The 18,760-nt window shown below is 67.9% G+C and carries 14 protein-coding genes and 1 pseudogene; 14 read left to right on the forward strand and 1 reads right to left on the reverse strand.

Features of this window, described 5'->3' with window-relative positions:
- Window positions 1-45 precede the first annotated feature (45 nt).
- The 12 genes from QUE47_RS07255 to QUE47_RS07310 all read left to right on the forward strand — a co-directional run bounded on the left by QUE47_RS07255 (window position 46) and on the right by QUE47_RS07310 (window position 12,404).
- A complete protein-coding gene (locus tag QUE47_RS07255) occupies window positions 46-1,335 on the forward strand; it encodes a cellulase-like family protein (protein ID WP_286219200.1) in 1,290 nt (429 codons plus the stop codon).
- Window positions 1,328-2,725 carry a sulfatase-like hydrolase/transferase gene (locus tag QUE47_RS07260; protein WP_286219201.1) on the forward strand — a complete coding sequence of 466 codons (1,398 nt, stop codon included), beginning with the start codon at window positions 1,328-1,330 and terminating at the stop codon, window positions 2,723-2,725. The genes QUE47_RS07255 and QUE47_RS07260 overlap by 8 nt, the downstream gene beginning before the upstream one ends.
- Complete coding sequence (locus QUE47_RS07265) at window positions 2,722-3,642, forward strand: carbohydrate ABC transporter permease (RefSeq protein WP_434019739.1); 921 nt, start codon at window positions 2,722-2,724, stop codon at window positions 3,640-3,642. The genes QUE47_RS07260 and QUE47_RS07265 overlap by 4 nt, the downstream gene beginning before the upstream one ends.
- A gap of 4 nt (window positions 3,643-3,646) precedes the next feature.
- Window positions 3,647-4,600: a carbohydrate ABC transporter permease gene (locus QUE47_RS07270; RefSeq protein WP_286219191.1), complete on the forward strand. Its 954-nt coding sequence runs from the start codon at window positions 3,647-3,649 to the stop codon at window positions 4,598-4,600.
- Between the two features lie 166 nt (window positions 4,601-4,766).
- Window positions 4,767-6,122, forward strand: a complete 1,356-nt coding sequence (locus QUE47_RS07275; RefSeq protein ID WP_286219202.1) for an ABC transporter substrate-binding protein — start codon at window positions 4,767-4,769, stop codon at window positions 6,120-6,122.
- A gap of 124 nt (window positions 6,123-6,246) precedes the next feature.
- Complete coding sequence (locus tag QUE47_RS07280; RefSeq protein WP_286219203.1) at window positions 6,247-7,407, forward strand: sulfatase; 1,161 nt, start codon at window positions 6,247-6,249, stop codon at window positions 7,405-7,407.
- Window positions 7,408-7,423: 16 nt separating this feature from the next.
- Window positions 7,424-7,600, forward strand: a complete 177-nt coding sequence (locus tag QUE47_RS07285; RefSeq protein WP_286219204.1) for a hypothetical protein — start codon at window positions 7,424-7,426, stop codon at window positions 7,598-7,600.
- A gap of 34 nt (window positions 7,601-7,634) precedes the next feature.
- The gene (locus tag QUE47_RS07290) at window positions 7,635-8,708 is read left to right on the forward strand and encodes a family 43 glycosylhydrolase (protein ID WP_286219205.1); all 1,074 of its coding nucleotides are present in this window, start codon (window positions 7,635-7,637) and stop codon (window positions 8,706-8,708) included.
- A gap of 9 nt (window positions 8,709-8,717) precedes the next feature.
- Window positions 8,718-9,374, forward strand: coding sequence for an SGNH/GDSL hydrolase family protein (locus tag QUE47_RS07295; protein ID WP_286219206.1), 657 nt, complete (start codon window positions 8,718-8,720; stop codon window positions 9,372-9,374).
- A 316-nt stretch (window positions 9,375-9,690) separates the two neighbouring features.
- A complete protein-coding gene (locus tag QUE47_RS07300; RefSeq protein WP_350227699.1) occupies window positions 9,691-10,869 on the forward strand; it encodes an extracellular solute-binding protein in 1,179 nt (392 codons plus the stop codon).
- A gap of 264 nt (window positions 10,870-11,133) precedes the next feature.
- Complete coding sequence (locus QUE47_RS07305) at window positions 11,134-11,778, forward strand: lysophospholipid acyltransferase family protein (RefSeq protein WP_286219207.1); 645 nt, start codon at window positions 11,134-11,136, stop codon at window positions 11,776-11,778.
- 50 nt (window positions 11,779-11,828) lie between these two features.
- Window positions 11,829-12,404 carry a dihydrofolate reductase family protein gene (locus QUE47_RS07310; RefSeq protein WP_286219208.1) on the forward strand — a complete coding sequence of 192 codons (576 nt, stop codon included), beginning with the start codon at window positions 11,829-11,831 and terminating at the stop codon, window positions 12,402-12,404.
- A 191-nt stretch (window positions 12,405-12,595) separates the two neighbouring features.
- Here the strand turns inward: QUE47_RS07310 and QUE47_RS07320 are convergent.
- A pseudogene (locus tag QUE47_RS07320) lies at window positions 12,596-16,674 on the reverse strand (discoidin domain-containing protein).
- Window positions 16,675-17,104: 430 nt separating this feature from the next.
- Between QUE47_RS07320 and QUE47_RS07325 the strand changes: the two are divergent.
- On the forward strand, window positions 17,105-18,109 hold the full coding sequence (locus QUE47_RS07325; RefSeq protein WP_286219211.1) for an App1 family protein phosphatidate phosphatase: 1,005 nt from the start codon (window positions 17,105-17,107) through the stop codon (window positions 18,107-18,109).
- A gap of 9 nt (window positions 18,110-18,118) precedes the next feature.
- A complete protein-coding gene (locus QUE47_RS07330; RefSeq protein WP_286219212.1) occupies window positions 18,119-18,760 on the forward strand; it encodes a hypothetical protein in 642 nt (213 codons plus the stop codon).

Genomic DNA, 18,760 nt, shown 5'->3' on the forward strand with positions numbered 1-18,760 from the left:
CCGACCGAAGAACGCACCGCGAACAACGTCTCGAAAGGTTGACCAATGACGATCGCCCGCCCGACGGGAATCCCCGACCACCTCCCGGCACGCCTGACCATCTCACTGTGGGACTTCTCCTGGTACACCCGGACACAGGAGGGTGAACCGTTCGCCGACCTCGACGTCGCTTTCGACGAGGCGGTGGAGCGGGGCTACAACACCGTCCGCATCTGCGCGATGCCGTTCCTGCTCTTCGGCGAGCACGGCATCGACACGACTGCTCTGCGCATGGTCTCGATGGGCGGGGAGGTCGGGCAGCGCACCCGCTGGTACGACGCCGATGGCGGCGCCACCATCGACGGTCGGGCGCATCTTCTCGAACTGTTCCGCGCCGCGGACAGGCACGGCTGCTCGGTCATCCTGTCCTCCTGGGAGTACCAGCAGAGTCCCGCCTTCCTGGAGGGTCCCGAGTGGTACGAGGCGCTCGCCGCCGTTCCCGCCGACGAGCGGCACTCGGTACTCGCGGCAGCGATGTCGGACCTCGTCCAGTTCGTCAAGGACGAGGGACTCGCGCACCGGATCGCCTATGCGGAGCTCCACAACGAGGTCGACCTGAGCCGCCTCAACCTCGCGGGCGGTGGTTCCGATACCGATCCGTTCTGGCCACAGCGCGCGAGCCTCGACCACGCGGTCCGCCAGGTGCAGGAACGGCATCCCGACATCCACGCGACCTGGTGCTACGGAATTCCGCCGCACCTCGACATGGGTGCAGTTCCTGACGTCGGTCAGATCGGGCACTTCCATCTCTACGTCTACGGAGTCCTCGGGGCGCTGGAGCGATTCGCGGGGGTCCGGGACACCGAAGGGTTCCCGTCCGAGGCCTTGAGGACGTTGCTGCGACGCGATGCGCCGCCCGTGTCCCAGTACGAGGGCAAGGTCGAGCCGTGGCGTCTTGCGGCGACAGGAGTCTCGACCACGATGTTCTACACCTACGACTGGGTCGACACCGCGAAATGGGACCTATGGCTCTACGAGCACTACGGCGAGTGGCGCGAAGCGATGATGCAGGCGATCGACGACCGGCTCGAGGTCTTCGCGCGATGGAGCAGCGGGCATGGTGTCCCGATGGTCGTCGGCGAAGGGTGGGTGGGCTACACCCCACTGCTCGCGGAGTTCGAGGACGGTCCGGTCGGGCAGGCGATCGCTGAGCACGCGCTCGAACGCTGCATCGACCTAGGTGTCTGGGGTGCCGTCGCCGGCTCGAACTCGGCGCCGCAACACCCGGGCTGGGACAACGTCGAGTGGCAACAGGCGTGGAACCGACGCTTCCTCGCGGGCCAGATCGATGACTGACGGCGGGCGTGCCGCCAGGCGGCCGAACGTCATCGTCTTCTTCACCGATCAACAACGGGCAGACACCCTCGGTGTCACGGGGAACCCTTCAGGACTGACACCGAACCTCGACCGGATGGCCGGCCGCGGCACCATGTTCGAGGCCGCTTGCGCGTCCAACCCGGTGTGTGCACCGTCGCGTGCTGCCGTCCTCACCGGGCGATACCCGACCGAGGCAGGGGTGCACAACAACCTCATGCCGTTGGATCCGTCGATCCCGACTCTCGGACAGATCTACCAGGAGGCCGGCTACCGCACGGGCTACATCGGGAAGTGGCATCTCGGGTCGACGAACCCGGTGCCGCGAGAGGAGCGGCAGGGCTACGACCATTGGTTGGCGTCGAATCTCTTGGAGTTCACGTCCGACGCCTACCGGACCGTCGTCTACGACGACGACGGCACGCCGGTCGAGCTACCCGGGTATCGCGCCGACGGGATCACCGACGCGGCGATCCGATTCATCGCCGAAAGCTCGGACGAGCCGTTCTTCCTCTTCGTGTCGCTGCTGGAACCGCATCACCAGAACGAGACAGACAACTACCCCGCACCCGAGGTCTACGAGAAGGCGTTCAAGGATGCCTGGGTTCCACCAGACCTCGCAGCACTCGGTGGAACTGCCCCTCAGCACTTGCCGGGATACTACGGCCAGGTGAAGCGCCTTGACGAGTGCATGGGACGACTCAGGGACGTACTGGTGAGTCTGGAGATCGACGGCGACACGATCGTCACCTACACCTCGGATCACGGTGCGCATTTCAAGACTCGGAACGACGAGTACAAGCGCTCCTGCCACGATGCATCGATCCGCGTGCCGTTGCTCATGGAAGGTCCGGGGATCGCTGCCGGCCGCCGCGTCGAGTCCCCCGTCTGCACGGTCGACCTCGCACCCACCCTGCTCGAGGCGAGCGGCCTGGCGCGCCCCGAGGGGATGCGGGATCGATCCCTCCTCCGCGATCACGGACTCGACGAGGACGTGTTCATCCAGGTGAGTGAGGCAGAGACCGGGCGCGCACTGCGCACCCGCCGGTGGAAATACCACGTCGTCGCCGACCTCGAAGGGGACCCAGCGACGACCGACGCGTATCGCGAGCTCGAGCTCTTCGACGTGTCGATCGATCCCTACGAGCTCGACAACCTCATCGACAGCGAGGGCCATCGAGATGTCGCCGAGCAGCTGCGGGCGCGGCTGTGCAGCCGTGTCCTCGAGATCGAGGGCATCGAGCCATCGATCATCAAGTTCGGTGGACAGGGGCGTCCGCTGCGATCGGTGGAGCCGACGGTTCGGCTGTCCGGTCTGCGCGGTGAGCGGTTCGGCCATCAGGGTCCTCGTCGCACGGAGGTCGTGAGATGACGATGGCGTCTGTCAGTACGGGGCGTGGTTCTGTCGCGCCTGCTGTGCGTCGTAGTAGGAGGCGCTGGACGGGGTGGCAGTTCGTGGGCCCGTTCATGGTGATCTTCACGCTGGTGTTCTTGGCGCCGATCGCGTATTCGATCTATATCAGCCTGTTCCGCACGCAGTTGATCGGTGGGACGTCGTTCGTCGGGTTCGACAACTATGTGACCGCGTTCCAGGATCCGCAGTTCTGGTCCGGGGTCTCGCGGGTGGCGTTGTTGTTGTTGGTGCAGGTGCCGATCATGTTGGGGATCGCGTTGTTGGTCGCGTTGGCGATCGATTCGGGCCGGTTGTACGGCAAGTCGTTCTTCCGGATCTCGATCTTCATGCCGTACGCGGTGCCGGCGGTGGTTGCGGCCCTGATGTGGGGGTTCATGTATGGGACGCGGTTCGGTCTGATCGGCAACATCAACGACGCGTTCGGGACCTCGATCCCGGACCCGATCAGTTCGGGGTTCGTGCTCGCCGCGATCGGGAACATCGTGACGTGGGAGTTCGTGGGTTACAACATGCTGATCTTCTTCGCGGCGTTGCGTACGGTCCCGCACTCGTTGTACGAGGCGGCGGAGATCGATGGTGCGGGGCAGTGGCGGATCATCTCGGCGATCAAGCTCCCCGCGATCCGTGGGGCGTTGGTGATCGCGACGATCTTCTCGATCATCGGGTCGTTCCAGCTGTTCAACGAGCCGTCGATCCTGCAGAGCTTGTCGCCGAACTACATCACGACGTACTTCACCCCGAACCTGTATGCGTACTCGTTGTCGTTCTCGGGTCAGCAGTACAACTATGCGGCGACGATCGCGATCATCATGGGCGTGCTGACGATGCTCGTGGCCTATGTCGTCCAGCTGCGCGGCATGCGCAAGGAGGTGTGAACCGATGAGTTCTGCAACCCAGCAGGCGACGGCAGGTCGTCCCACCGGTGCGGGTCGTAGCGGTGCGAAGGGTCCGGCGCGGTTGAGGTCGAAGCGTCCTGCACCGTCGATCGCGAACCCGCGCAAGAGCTTGACGTTGACGGTCCTGACGGGTCTGGTGCTGTTGTACGCGCTGGTGCCGTTGGCGTGGTTGGTGATCAACGCGTCCAAGACGCAGAAGGACCTGTTCTCCTCGTTCGGGTTGTGGTTCGCCGGTGACTTCGCCCTGTGGGACAACATCACCACGACGTTGACGTATCAGGACGGGATCTTCGCCCGGTGGTTCTTCAACACGTTGTTGTACGTGGTCGTGGGTGCCGGGGGTGCGACGTTCCTGGCGCTGCTGGGCGGGTACGGGTTGGCGAAGTTCAACTTCCCGGGCAAGCGTGCGGTGTTCGCGATCGTGATCGGTGCGGTCGCGGTCCCGGGGACGGCGTTGGCGGTCCCGACGTTCTTGATGTTCTCCAAGATGGGCCTGACCGATACCCCGTGGGCGGTGATCATCCCGTCGTTGATCGCGCCGTTCGGGTTGTACCTGATGTGGACGTTCGCGGCCGAGGCGGTGCCCGGTGAGTTGATCGAGGCCGCGCAGATCGATGGTGCGGGGCCGTTCAGGACGTTCTTCAAGGTCGCGATCCCGTTGCTGGGGCCGGGGATCGTGACGGTGCTGCTGTTCACGATGGTCGCGACGTGGAACAACTACTTCCTGCCGCTGATCATGCTTCGCGATCCGGACTGGTACCCGTTGACCCTCGGGCTCAACGCGTGGAACTCGCAGTCCTCCACGGCGGGTGGTGAGGCGATCTTCAACCTCGTGATCACCGGTTCGCTGCTGACGATCCTGCCGTTGGTCATCGCGTTCTTGTTCCTCCAGCGGTACTGGCAGTCCGGCCTCGCCGCAGGCTCCGTCAAGGAATGACCCGCCGTCATTTCGTCCATGTTGACCGCGGAATAGGGCATTCCTCAGGACCGTGCGGGCTGCCTATGGTCGGCGTCGTACACAGCGATCGCGGCCGGGCAGTGAGGGCGACGACGTCTGTGCGCACGGCGCAGTGCAACTCGACAATGAAGCGAGAGGGACCCCTATGAATACCATCCGCCGCCGCACACTTGCGCGCAGTGCCGCTCTGGCGGGCATCGTGTCGCTCGGGCTCACGGCCTGCGGCTCCGGGGATGCCGGGAGCGGGACCGAGGCACCTTCCTCGGCCGACGCGGAGCAGAGCATGGAGGCCGCCCTGGAAAAGGGTGGCGAACTCACCGCCTGGGCCTGGGACCCGAACATGCAGGAGATCGTCGACAGTTTCGAGGAGGAGTACCCGAACGTCACGGTGAACCTCTCGAACGTTGGGACCGGCACCGACGAGTACACGTCGCTGCAGAACGCGATCGCCGCCGGCGATGGCATCCCGGATGTCGCAGTGCTTGAGTATTACGCGCTGCCACAGTTTGCTCTCGGAGGCGCCTTAGCTGACCTCACGCCGTACGGCGCAGCCGACCTCGACGGGACGTTCTCGCCAGGAACATGGGAATCGGTGCAGCAGGGCGGAAAGATCGTCGGATTGCCCCAGAACTCGGGTCCGATGGCGATGTTCTACAACAAGGCGGTCTTCGACGCCCACGGCATCGAGGTGCCGACCACGTGGGACGAGTACTACGAGGCCGCGAAGACGCTGCATGAGGCCGACCCGAACGCCTACATCACCTCCGACAACGGTGACCCGGGCTTCGTCGAAAGCATGATCTGGCAGGCCGGTGGACGCCCGTACTCGGTGGACGGCACCGATGTCTCGATCGACTTCTCGGATGAGGGGTCGCAGAAGTTCGCCACCCAGTGGCAGAAGATGATCGACGAAGGCCTCCTGTCCAGCGTCAATGGATGGACCGACGAATGGTTCCAGGGTCTGGGCGACGGGACGATCGCCTCGTTGGTGACCGGCGCATGGATGCCGACGAACCTCGAGTCAGGAGCTGCGGCAGCATCCGGTGACTGGCGCGTCGCGCCGATGCCGCAGTGGGAGGACGGCGAATCCGTGACCTCCGAGAACGGCGGTGGTGCGATGTCAGTCATGGAGGCCAGCGAGAACAAGGAACTTGCCTATGCCTTTGCGCACTACGTCGAGGTCGGTCCAGGTACACAGGTCCACCTCGACAAGGGCAACTTCCCGGCGACTCTTGCGGAATTGAACTCGGACGAATTCCTGAACAAGGAGGTCGAGTACTTCGGCGGACAGAAGATCAACGAGGTCCTGTCGCAGTCCGCGACCGACGTCGCACCGGGGTGGCAGTTCCTGCCGTACCAGCCGTACGCGAACTCGATCTTCCCGGACACCGCGGGCAAGGCTTACATCGATGCTTCCACGACACTCGCCGACGGTTTGCAGTCCTGGCAAGACGCCAGCGTCAAGTACGGCAACCAGCAGGGCTTCTCGGTGAACAAGTAGCAGTTTCGCAGTGAACCAGTAGCAGTGCCGTCGGGTTGGGTGCCGCTTGAGGTACCCACCCCATTCGTGAGGAGGACGACGTGCAACGTCCCAACATTGTGCTGATCGTGGTTGACGACCTCGGGTGGCGGGATCTGTCCTGTTTCGGGTCCGACTTCATGGAGACCCTCGGATCGACGACGTTGCACGTCGTGGGCTCTCGCTCAGCAACGCCTACGCCGCGTCGCCGGTGTGCTCGCCCAGCAGGGCCAGCCTGCTGTCCGGCAAGTACCCGGCGCGCGTCGGCGTGACCCAGTACATCGGGGGCCACACGGTAGGAAGACTTGCCGACGTTCCCTATTTCCGCGAGCTCCCGCAGAACGAGTTCTCTTTGGCTCGCGCACTCAAGGCGGGCGGCTATCGGACGTGGCACGTCGGCAAGTGGCACCTCGGCGAGAAGCTCTGCTGGCCCGAGAACCACGGCTTCGACGTGAATATCGGTGGTTGCGATCTGGGGCACCCGCCGAGCTACTGGAGTCCTTACGGGATCCCGAACCTGCCGGACGGCCCCGACGGTGAGTACCTGACGGATCGCTTGACTGATGAGGCCGTGCGGTTGATCAAGGAGCCGGGCGACGAGCCGTTCTTCCTCAATCTCTGGCACTACGCCGTCCACACCCCGATTCAGGCGCCCGCCGATCTCGTTGCCAAGTACGAGCGCAAGGCAGCGGACATGCGTCGGGTCGTCGAACCGTTGGAAGCCGGTGAGCACTTCCCTACTTGGGAAAAGAGCGACGAGCGCGTCATGCGTCGGACGATCCAGTCCCACCCCGGCTACGCAGCGATGATCGAGAACCTCGACACCAATGTCGGCCGCGTGATCGATGCCCTTGCCGAGGCGGGCACGCTCGACAACACGGTCGTGATCTTCACGTCGGACAACGGTGGCCTCTCCACGGCCGAGGGCTCTCCGACGACCAATCTCCCGCTTGCCGAGGGCAAGGGCTGGATGGCGGACGGCGGTGTGCGAGTTCCGTTCATCGTCACCTGGCCAAAGGGAGAGCTGGCCGGAGGGTGGAGCGAGTCGATGCTCACCAGTCCGGATCTCTACCCGACCCTGCTCACCGTGGCAGGACTGGACCAGCGTCCCGAGCAGCACATCGACGGCTCCGACGTGCTCGACCACTGGAAGGCAGGTCGCGGCGATCGCGGCCCGGTCTTCTGGCACTACCCCCACTACTCGAACCAGGGGGACGCCGGGGTCCGCCGTCCGAGACGGTGCACTGAAGCTCGTCCGCTTCTTTGAGGACGGCCACGAGGAGTTGTACGACCTCGAGACCGACATTGGCGAGAAGGTCGATCTCAGTGCAGATCGCCCCGTTGACCGTGCGCGTCTCGCGTCGCTCCTGGATGACTGGTCCGACGACGTCGCAGCGTTGATCCCCCGTCCGAACCCCTATCCGGCGCGCTTCGGCGCCGACGTCACGACGACCGCCTGATCACACCACCACGATCTCACCGAGGAGGATCACGATGGAAAGCTCGATCTCACGCAGGTCAATGCTCCGAGGCAGTGCCCTGATCTTCGGCGCAGCCGCCGCGAGCGGAATCGCGGGCTGGCCCGCCGGGCCGGCGGCCGCCCGTCCTTGGAAGCACCGGAGCACGTTCGTCCCGGGCGCCGATTGGTACGACACCTGGGGCAACCTGATCGAGGCTCACACCGGCGGGATGTACGTCGAGAACGGCACTTACTACTGGGTCGGCGCGAACTGGCAGGGCAAGTACGGATTCCAGAAGTTCAATCTCTACTCCTCGACCGACCTTGCGCGCTGGGAATTCGTCAGCACGGTCCTTGAACCCTCGAGCGACCTGCCCACCAATCACGAGGTAGCGCGGCCCAAGATCCTCTACAACGGACTCACCGATTCGTACGTGATGTGGTTCAAGCGTAAGGACTACGCGGCGTCCTTCAACGATGTGCGGCCAGGGGTCGCGACCAGCAAGACACTCGACGGGCCGTTCGAGTTCCTGACGGACTTTTATCCGGGCGCGGACCCGCAGTACAACGCGGCCGACTTCTGCCTGTGGCAAGAGCCTGACGGCACTGCGTACTACATCGCGTCGTCACCGAACGTCCGAGGCGGCGAATACGACCGCCGAATCATCATGTTCCGGCTCACCCCGGACTACCGTGGCCTGGAGCCGGAGCCGGTGTATGTCGGCCCCTCCGACGGGCGAGAGGCCCCCGCGGTGTTCGAGCGCCTTGGCACTTACTACCTCGTGACGTCAGGGACCTCCGGATGGACTGCCAACCAGAGCGCCTATCGCACGGCTCCCTCACTCCTCGGACCGTGGTCCGATCTCGAGGACTTGGGAGACGTGACGACGTACGACTCCCAGCCGGACTTCATCCTTCCCGTGCACGGGAAGGCGAAGACTACGTACCTGTACGCGGGCGGGCGTCACCTCCAGGAAGCGCTGGGGGACTCCCGCTACGTTTGGCTCCCGCTGACATTCTCGGGAGATCGACTCACGCTGGACTACTACGATTCCTGGTCGCTGGACCCGAGAACCGGCGTCTGGCACTCCGGACGCGACGGCTCCTAGGAACACTCGATGACGCGGGAGTACCCCGAACTCTTGCACGCGCTGACCGCTGCGTGGCCGGACAATCGGGCGCTCAACGTCGTCTGGCATGGCCACAGCGTGCCGGCCGGCTATCACCGGACGCCGGATGTCCGCCCGTTCGAGTCGTACCCGCACCTGGTACATCGAGGGCTTGCCGAGCGTTTCCCGACGGCTGTGCTCAACAGCATCACGACGGCTGTCGGAGGTGAGCACTCGGTGCGGGGTGCCGAGCGATTCGATCGTGATGTGCTGCCGCATCGTCCCGACCTGCTGTTCATTGACTACGCCATCAACGATCGGGCATTGCCGCTCGCTGCCGTCGGACGGGCGTGGCGCTCCATGGTCCGTAGTGCCCAGCGCACCAACACCCCGCTGGTCCTCGTGACGCCCACCGGGGTGTCGGGCTGCGACTTGGCGGACCCGTCGGACACGCTTGCCACTCGTGCCGCGCTGATTCGGAGCTTGGGCACGGAGTTCGACGTCCCGGTCGCCGATGTCAGCGCAGCCTGGCGTCGCGCGCTTGCGCGCGGGGTCGACGAGTCGTCGCTCCTCTCGCAGGAGAACCATCCCAACGCCCGGGGTCATTCCGTGGCGGCGGAAGAGATGCTCCATGTCCTTGACCGGGCCGTTGTTTCCTCCATGTAGGTCGTGGGAATGCACCTTCCGCAACCGTGCGTCCCGTCACTAGCGTAGAGGGTGTTAAGTACGACCTTCCGGCCAGATCGCCCGGTACTTCAACCCCGCACGGAGCAGTTCACCTCGACGATGAAGTGAGAGGGAAAACCATGAAAATCTCCCGCCCGCGCACTATGGTGCGCACCGCAGCCCTAGCAGGAGTCTTGTCCATCGCCCTCGTTGCTTGCAGCTCGGGATCGGACGACGCGGGAGCTGAGGCGCCTTCCTCCGCCGATGCCGCTGCGGACATCCAGGCAGCACTCGACAAGGGCGGGGAGATCACCGTGTGGGCCTGGGAGCCGACGCTGACTCCCGTAGTAGAGGACTTCGAGGCGAAATACCCGAACGTGACAGTGAATCTGGCGAACGTGGGTACGAGCCAGGACCAATACACTTCGATTCAGAATGCGCTGGCTGCCGGCAAGGGGGGCCGGATGTCGCGCAGATCGACTACTACGCAATTCCGCAGTTCACGATCAGCGATTCGCTCGCGGACCTGACCGAGTTCGGCGCGGCCGACTTGGACGGAACGTTCTCGCCTGGTGGCTGGGACTCGGTCAAGCAGGGCGACGGAATCTACGGGCTCCCAATGGGGTCGGGCCCGATGGCCCTGTTCTACAACAAGGCAGTCTTCGATGCGCACGGCATCGAGGTCCCGACGACTTGGGACGAATACTACGAGTCTGCGAAGAAGTTGCACGAAGCGGACCCCAACGTCTACATGACGGCTGACGCCGGAGACGCGGGCTTTACGTTGAGCATGATCTGGCAGGCAGGTGGTCGCCCCTATTCCGTCGACGGCACCGATGTGTCGATCGACTTTTCTGACGAAGGCTCGCAGAAGTTCGCGGCGCAGTGGCAGAAGATGATCGATGAGGGTCTGATCGCGGACATCAACGGGTGGACCGACGAGTGGTTCCAAGGCCTGGGTGACGGGACGATCGCCTCGCTCGCGACCGGGGCGTGGATGCCTCCGAACCTCGAGTCCGGAGCTGCCGCGGCGTCGGGTGACTGGCGCGTCGCGCCTATGCCACAGTGGATCGAGGGTGAACACGTGAATGCCGAGAACGGTGGCGGTGCGTTGTCCGTCATGGAGGCGAGCGAGAACAAGGAACTTGCCTACGCGTTCCTCGACTACGCCAACGTCGGTGAGGGAGTTCAGACGCGCGTCGATCAGGGCTCGTTCCCCGCGACGACTGCGGAACTCAACTCCGACGAGTACCTTGAGGCGGCGCCGGAGTACTTCGGCGGTCAGAAGATCAACGAGGTGCTGGCTCAGGCGGCAGCTGACGTCGCGCCGGGCTGGCAGTTCCTGCCATATCAGTCCTACGCGACGTCCATCTTCGCGGACACCGCCGGTAGGGCCTACATCGACGACTCGATCTCACTGGCCGACGGGATCGCGAGTTGGCAGGACGCTCAGGTGAAGTACGGCAACGACCAGGGATTCTCTGTCAACCAGTAGCTCGGGAGCACGACGCAGGCGGCGGTCCCGGATGGTCCCAGCGGGCCGCCGCCTGTCCGCGTCGGCTGACTATTGACATACCCAGGCGAGGACAGCTCGATCGGCGAGCGGGACAGCGAGCACCGACGCCGACCTCGAGTGGCGGTACCGGCCCCCGCGCGCGACCCGGTAGCCGAGGCGCGCCGCGGTGCGCCTGTAGCGCCGCCAACCAGAGATCGAGCCGCGGGCATCGGCGGTTGTGAAGATCCGGTGCACAATGGTCCGATGACCTACCGGGTGCTGAAGCTGTGGCTGTCGCTCCTGGCCTACGCGTTCCTGCGCCCCCAGGTCTCCGGGCTGCGCAACATCCCGTCGAGCGGTCCGGTCATCCTGGCGAGCAACCACCTGTCGTTCGTCGACTCCTTGCTGATCCCGATCGTCGCCCCGCGGCATGTCACGTTCCTCGCGAAGGCCGAGTACTTCGAGGGCACCGGGATCAAGGGACGCATCTCGCGCTGGTTCTTCTCGACCCTCGGCCACATCCCCGTGCACCGGGACGACCCCCGCGCGGGGCAGCGCTCGCTCGAGGACGCGCTCGACGTGCTCGGGCGCGGCGGGGCGTTCGGCATCTACCCCGAGGGGACGCGCTCCCGCGACGGCAAGCTCCACAAGGGGCACACGGGGGTCGCGTGGCTCGCGCTCGCGGGGCACGCGCCGATCGTCCCGGTCGCCGTCCGCGGCACCGACAAGGTCCAGCCGGTCGGCAAGCGGCTCCCGCGCATCCACCGCGTCCAGGTCTCGTTCGGTGTCCCCGTGCTGCCGACCAAGCAGATCACCGCCGGCGTGCGGCCCGCCCAGGCCCGCCGGCAGCTCACCGACGAGGTCATGACGCGCATCCACGCGATGAGCGGGCAGGCGCTCGCGGACTGAGCGTCCGGGAGAGCGTGCGACCGGCACGCGAAGGGTGCGAGCATGTGCGGATGACACGTGAGCTCGTATGGACAGGATTCGTCTCGGTCGACGGCGTGATGGACTCGCCCGGCGGCCCGAGCGAGGGGCACGCGGGGGGCGGCTGGGTCTTCCGGACGGACTTCGACGAGGCGTCGTTCTCGCTCAAGGGCGAGGAGCTCGCGGATACCTCCGCGTTGCTGTTCGGCCGGCGCAGCTATGAGGCGTTCGCACCGATCTGGTCGCGCTCCGAGGACCACGCCGCCTACCAGGACCTCCCGAAGTACGTGGTGTCGTCGTCGCTCGACGAGGCGTCGCTCGTCGACGGGTGGGGCGAGACGACGATCCTGAGGTCCGTCGGCGACGTCGCGGCCCTGAAGGAGACCGAGGGCGGCGGCATCTTCGTCCACGGCAGCGGTGAGCTCACGCGAGGCCTCGCGGCCGCCGGCCTCGTCGACCGGTACAACCTCCTCGTCTTCCCGGTCCTCCTCGGCGACGGCAAGAGCGTCTTCGGCAGGGAGCACCAGGGCGAGCAGCGGCTCGCGCTCCGCGAGTCCGCGGCGTACGGCAACGGCGTGCTGAAGGCCGTCTACGACGTCGTCCGCTGACGGCGCACGTCGCACGAAGCACGTCGCACGAAGCACGTCGCGCGAAGCACGTCGCGCGAAGCACGTCGCGCGACGCACCACGAGCGGGCGGCCGCCGTCACGCGACCACCCGCTCGTGGTTCCCTGTCAGGCCCGGGGGCGGGCCGACGTCCGACCGGCCGTCGACCTACCCCTGAGCCCGCGCGCCTCCGTTACGGGGTGCGCACGATCTGGAACGTCGAGGTGCGGTTCTCGATGTCCTTGTAGTTGCCGCTGAGGGTGAGGCCGTCGAACGTGGCCTTGCCGACGGCGGGGCCCTGACCGACCTCGGGCATGGGGTTGGCCCAGATGCCGAAGCCGGAGCGGTCCGGGTACTCGGGGTTCTGCTTCGCGCCGGTGATCGTGGTGTCCGTGAACACCGTGTCCTGGACCGCGTTCTGCGGCTGGCCGCCGGAGTAGTTGGTCTGGAACATGATCCCGGAGTACGTCGGGTCGGTGATGGTGAGCCCGTCGAACCGGATGCCCTGGAAGGGCTTGGACGCCGAGAAGATCCACACGGCCCCGAAGAGCTGCTGGCCCCAGAACCGACCGCCGGAGCGCTCGACCAGGATGTTCTCGAAGTTCGTCGTGGCCTGGGACCCGAACTCGTCCATCGGGTAGCCGAAGTCGAGCGAGCTGACCGTGACGCCCGAGTAGACGAGCGTGTCCGCGACGCGGATGTTGCGGAACGTGTTGCCGTACCCGCCGTACACCGCGAGGCCGGCCGCGCGCCAGGTGGTCAGCGACGTCAGGTTCTCGTAGACGTTGCCGGTCTGGCCCGTGCCCCCGCGTCGGTGGCGGCGAACAGCGCGAAGCTGTCGTCGCCGGTCGAGCGGGCCTCGATGTTCGAGATCCGGTTGTTCGCGCTGCCGTTGGTCATGTTGATGCCGTCGGCGAACGTGTTGCGGATCCGCGAGTTGGTGATGGTCGTCGAGTCCATGTTCGCGGCCCAGAACATGCAGATCATGTGCTCGACCCAGAGGTCGTCGACCGTGATGTCCGAGACGCCGTTGAGGTCCAGGACCTTGCCCGGGCCGTCGATGCGCGAGGTGTAGTTGCCGAAGTAGGCGAACCCGCGGAACTTGGAGCCGTTGGCCGTCTTCTCGGCGCGCCAGCCGACGTCGGTGTTGGACTGGTTCTGCGGGGCGAAGAACCGGGTGTACCAGGGGCCGGCGCCGACGATGTCGACCGCCTTGCCGTACACCTGGAACTTGCGCTCCGTCGAGTAGTCGCCGGCCGGCAGGTAGACGCCCTTGAGCTTGCCCGTCGTGTCCTGACGGAACGTGTCGAGCGCGTTCTGGACGTCCTGGTGCGTGAAGCCCCGGGGCTCGATGTACGCGGCCTTGTCCGGGTTGGCGTCCGGGCTGACCATCTCCAGGTTGATGAAGTCGATCGTGTAGGTGGAGGTGTTGGCCGCGGTCTTCTGGAGCCGGATCTTCGACCCGGCCGGGACGGTGCTCGGCAGCAGCGTGCTGGCCTCGTCGTAGATGTGGCGCGGCCCGCCCGCGCCGGGCTCGTTGCCCGGGTTTGTCTCGTTGCCGTAGAGCCACGCGTACCGCGACGTCAGGTCGAGGCGCTTCGTGAACTTCCCGTCGACGAAGACGTCGATGGTCGACTCGGTGCCGCCCCCGCCCGGTGCGTCCGGGATGGAGAACCGGGTCACGAGGCTGTTGGTCGGGGCCTTCGTCGTCCACTCGACGTACGAGCCCGTGGAGCCGAGGGTGACGGCTCGCCGGCCGTTCGCCTCGCCCGCGAGGTCGCCGACGACGCGGTTGGGGCCGAGCTTCGTGGCCCCGCCGCCGACGACGCCGTCCTCGGCCTCGTAGTAGTCGTACGGCATGTTCGCGCCCACGCCGACGAACAGCGAGCGGCGGTCCGTGTTGTTGGCGCGCTTGCCGGCGACCTCGTTCGCGTCGGCGGCGACCGTCGTCTCGACGGTGAAGGTGCCGTCGGCGGCGGTCCAGGTGCCGATCTGCACGGGTGCGCTGGTCGACCCGGCTGCGAGCGTGCCGTTCACGGCCCCGGTGAGGGTCTTGACGGTGCCCGAGTCGTTCGTGACCTTGACCGTCACGGCGTGCGCGCCCCCGGCGGAGGCGACGTTGCCCTGGTTGGCGACGGCGACCGAGAAGGTCGTGGTGGCGCCGGCCGCGGGGCTGCTGGGGTTCCAGCTCACCACGGGGACGAGGTCGGAGCTCGGGACCGCGGTCACGACGAGCGGGTCGGCCGCGTCGAGCCGGTTGTTGGTCTCGTCCTGCTCGGTGACCGTGTTCTTCGGGTCCACGACGGCGCCGAGGGTGTACGAGCCCGCGGCGAGCGCACCGGCGTCGACCGACGCCGTGCCCGTCGCGCCTGCGGCCAGCGCCCCGAGGTTCGCGGTGCCGATCACGTCGCCGTCGAGCAGCACGTCGACCGTGCTGGCCGGCGACGGCTTCTGCCCGACGTTCTTCACGGTCGCGCGGACGGTGACCGTGTCGCTCTCGACGGGGTTCGCCGGGGTCGTCGTGACCTGCGTGACGGCGAGGTCGGGGTTCGCCGCCGGTGTCCCGGTGACGACGAGCTCGGCCACCTGGGCGCCGGGGGCGCCGGAGTTGGCGGAGAACGACAGCCGGACCTGCGAGACCTTGCCGGTGACGGGGACCGTCACGGTGTTGCCGGTGGCCGGGTCGAACTGGCGGCTCGCGGAGCTCTTCAGCGTGGTCCACGACCCGGAGCCGGTGCGACCCTCGATCGAGAACGTCTGCGTGCGCGGGCCCCAGGCGGACGCCGGGTTCAGCCGGACCGTCACGCCGGAGAGGTCGGCCTCGGTGCCGAGGTCGACCGCGACGGTCGCCGGGTACAGCCCGGCGCCGGACTCCCAGTACGTCGTGGGGTCGCGGTCGGTCACGTTGGCGGCGGCGAAGCCGGGTCCGGTGGAGGACGCCGTCGCCGCGGCCTGCGCGGACAGGTCACGTCCCTCGACCGGCGGGGTCGTCGTGGGGGTGGGCGTCGGTGTGGGTGTCGGCGTGGTGGTGGCCGTCGGCGTCGGGGTGGGGGACGGCGTCCCGGCAGCGTGACCGAGCACGCCCAGCTCGGCGATCTGGGCCCCGGACGAACCGGTGTTGGACGACACGACGACGCGGACGTCGTCCGCCGTCGCGCTCACGGGGATGGTCACGCGGTTGCCGGAGCCGGGCGAGAACGCGTAGTCCTTCGCGGCGGCGAGGGTGCTCCAGGAGCCGGTCCCGGTGCGTCCTTCGACGGCGATGCGCTGGGTGCGCGGCCCCCAGACGGCGGCGGGGTCGAGGGCGACCGAGACCTGCGACACCACGGACCTCGCTGCGAGGTCGACGTCGAGCCGCGCGGGCCACTGCCCGGCCGCGGACTCCCAGTAGGTGCCGAGGTTCCCGTCGACGGCGTTCCCCGCCCCGTAGACCCACTGGGTCGAGGAGGCGACGGCGGGCCGTCCGGTGGCGAGCTGGGTGTCGCCGGCCGGCGGGGGCGTCGTCGTGGGCGTCGGGGTCGGGGTGGGGCCGCCGGTGGCGACCCCGTGGACCTCGACCTCGGAGAGCTGCGCGGCGGGCCAGCCGGTGTTCGCGGTGGTCGTCAGGCGCACGTAGCGCGCCGAGGTGTCGGGGACGTCGAGCGCGGCGCGGTTGCCTGCCCCCGGGTCGAACGCCACGGCCTTGGCGGCGCTGATCGTGCTGAAGGCGCTGCCGTCGGTCGAGGTCGCGACGGCGATCGTCTGCGTCCGCGCGCCCCAGCCGGTGGGGAGCATGAGGGTGAGGTCCTCGACCGAGTAGCTCGCACCGAGGTCGATCGTCGCCGACTGCGGGAACGCGTTGTTGGCCGACTCCCAGTACGTGCCCTGGGAGCCGTCGGTCAGGTTGGACGCGACATAGGGCGCGTTCTGGGAGGACGCCGTCGCCGAGGCACCGCGGGCGACATCGGGGGAGACCGCCTGGGCGGGGGCCGCCAGGAGGACCAGCGGGGCGACGAGAGCCGTCGCCGTCGTGCCGGCCAGCAGGGCGCGCCTGCGGGTCGACGGGGGTGCGGACGCTCGCGGCCGCCACGATCGAAGTTCACGCATGAGATCACCCTTGATCTCCTGCCCGTTGGGGCAGGTGCACGCCGACGTCACCTCCGGGCCGTGCGGATGACGGTGACGCCGACCGTGGGCCCGGTCCGGACCGGTGCTCGGCGTCCCGCACGGCGAGGCGTGACCACCGGCTCGTGGATACGCACACTCAGGTCGGGAGCGAGGGCCGCAGACCATGCTGTCGCGACGTGCACCTCTTTGCGCAAGTCGCTTGCGTGATCTGATCCTACTTTTGCAGCACTCAAGGCAGGACGTTACTTATGTCCGGGTTGGACGTCAACCGCTCGGCGACGGTGGGCCCCGCCCTCGTACGCTGGGCCTCCGACCCCGAACGGAGACCCGTGGCCCAGACCTCGCCCGACGTAGGCCGGTCCGCCGAGAAGTCCGAGCGACCTCACGTCGCCGCGCGCCTCGAGGACCGCTACCACCGTGCGCTCTCCCGCGTGCTGCGCGCACGGCACTGGCGGCCGCGCGTGCTCCCGTACACCGGGTACGGGCTGGCCGGGGCCCTCGCCACCGGTCGGACGTCGTCCGGCACCGTCGCGACGGGGGTGACCGGGCGGCGTCAGGCACGGCGTCAGGCGGATCATCAGGCACCGTCCGCATCATGGCGCGGGTCCTGCTCACCCCGCCGCACCGCCCCGAGGGTGTGGACGCCGCGTTCGAGCGGCGCGGCTACCGCAGCTTCCTCTCCGCGCCCGCACCGGGCGAGCGGGTCGAGGTGCAGGTCGGAGGACCCGCCGCGCCCCCGGTGACGGTCGTCGCCGACCGCGGCGGGTATCTCCACGCGACCATCGACGTGGACCTGCCGCCCGGCGACCACGAGGTCACCTACCGCGTGAGCTCCGGCGAGTGCGTGACGGGCACCGTGGTGGTCGTCGCGCCCGGCGAGCGGCTCGGAGTCGTCAGCGACATCGACGACACGGTCATGGTCACCGCCCTGCCCCGTCCCCTCGTCGCGGCCTGGAACACGTTCGCGCGGCACCCCAGCGCACGCACCCCGGTCCCCGGGATGGCCGACCTCTACGCGGCGATCCGCGCCGCCCACCCCGACGCGCCGTTCGTCTACCTCTCCACCGGAGCGTGGAACACGGCCGCGACCCTGCGACGCTTCCTCGACACCAACGGCTACCCGGCCGGTCCGCTGCTGCTCACCGACTGGGGCCCCACCAACACGGGCTGGTTCCGTAGCGGACCCGTCCACAAGAACGCCGAGATCGACCGGCTCGTGCGCGACCTGCCCGACGTGCGCTGGCTCCTCGTCGGCGACGACGGGCAGCACGACCCCGTGATCTACGCGCGGGCGTCCGACCTGCACCGCGACCACGTCGCCGGCATCGCGATCCGGCAGCTCACCCCCGGCCAACAGCTCCTCGCGCACGGCACGACGGGCGCGCAGCGGCCGGCGAAGGACGCGGCCCGCAAGCCCGGGGGTCGCGGGTCCCGGTCCGGTCCCGGGGCCGGTGGCCCGTCGCAGGAGCCCGACCACGGGCCGACGGACGGCGACACCGCCCCCGACGAGGCGTTGCGGACCACGCGTCCGCCGGTCGTCGCCGCCCCCGACGGCCACGGCCTCGCGGTCGCGCTGCGGGACGTCCTCGACCGTGCCTAGCCTGGACGCGTGACGGTACGCGCGAGCGAGCAGACAGCAGGGGACGACGCGGTCGAGGCAGCGACGGGGCACCCGCGCGCGGTCTGGTACGAGAAGCTCGACGCCCAGGGCGCGACCTCCTGGTCCCACCGCGACATCGCCGCCTGGCTGGTGGCCGAGGAGGGCGTCGACGGCTGGTGGGCGCAGTCGGTCACCGTCGCCTACGAGCAGGCCCGCGGCCTGCGCGCCCCCGGCCAGCGCTCCGACGGCACCTACGAGGCGAACGCCTCCAAGACGATCCCCGGGACCGTCGGCACGGTCTTCCCCCTGGTGTCGGACGCCGCAGCGCGGGCAGCGTGGCTCGACGCCGCCCTCGGAGGCGCGCAGCCCGAGACGATCGGGGTGACGGCCGGCAAGACCGTGCGGCTGCGCTGGCCGGCGCGCGCCGCGGTCACCGACCTCTCCGAGGACGCCGCGGGCGGCCGGGTGCTGCTCTCGGTCGACCCGGCGCCCGATCGGGCGGACGGGACGCCCAGCGGCAAGGTGCGGGTGTCCGCCACGCACAGCGGCCTCGCGGGCCCTGCCGACGTCGTCGCCGCGAAGGCGTTCTGGCGCGGGCGGCTCACGGCGCTCGCGGTCCTGGCCGCCCAGCCGGTGCACCCCGAGCGGTAG

The organism is Paraoerskovia sediminicola (genome assembly GCF_030296575.1).
Classification (GTDB): domain Bacteria; phylum Actinomycetota; class Actinomycetes; order Actinomycetales; family Cellulomonadaceae; genus Paraoerskovia; species Paraoerskovia sediminicola.

Coding starts and splice junctions, on each gene's coding strand:
- QUE47_RS07255 (WP_286219200.1), top strand. CDS start 46: ATGACGATCGCCCGCCCGACGGGAATCCCCGACCACCTCCCGGCACGC.
- QUE47_RS07260 (WP_286219201.1), top strand. CDS start 1,328: ATGACTGACGGCGGGCGTGCCGCCAGGCGGCCGAACGTCATCGTCTTC.
- QUE47_RS07265 (WP_434019739.1), top strand. CDS start 2,722: ATGACGATGGCGTCTGTCAGTACGGGGCGTGGTTCTGTCGCGCCTGCT.
- QUE47_RS07270 (WP_286219191.1), top strand. CDS start 3,647: ATGAGTTCTGCAACCCAGCAGGCGACGGCAGGTCGTCCCACCGGTGCG.
- QUE47_RS07275 (WP_286219202.1), top strand. CDS start 4,767: ATGAATACCATCCGCCGCCGCACACTTGCGCGCAGTGCCGCTCTGGCG.
- QUE47_RS07290 (WP_286219205.1), top strand. CDS start 7,635: ATGGAAAGCTCGATCTCACGCAGGTCAATGCTCCGAGGCAGTGCCCTG.
- QUE47_RS07295 (WP_286219206.1), top strand. CDS start 8,718: ATGACGCGGGAGTACCCCGAACTCTTGCACGCGCTGACCGCTGCGTGG.
- QUE47_RS07305 (WP_286219207.1), top strand. CDS start 11,134: ATGACCTACCGGGTGCTGAAGCTGTGGCTGTCGCTCCTGGCCTACGCG.
- QUE47_RS07310 (WP_286219208.1), top strand. CDS start 11,829: ATGACACGTGAGCTCGTATGGACAGGATTCGTCTCGGTCGACGGCGTG.
- QUE47_RS07325 (WP_286219211.1), top strand. CDS start 17,105: ATGGCGCGGGTCCTGCTCACCCCGCCGCACCGCCCCGAGGGTGTGGAC.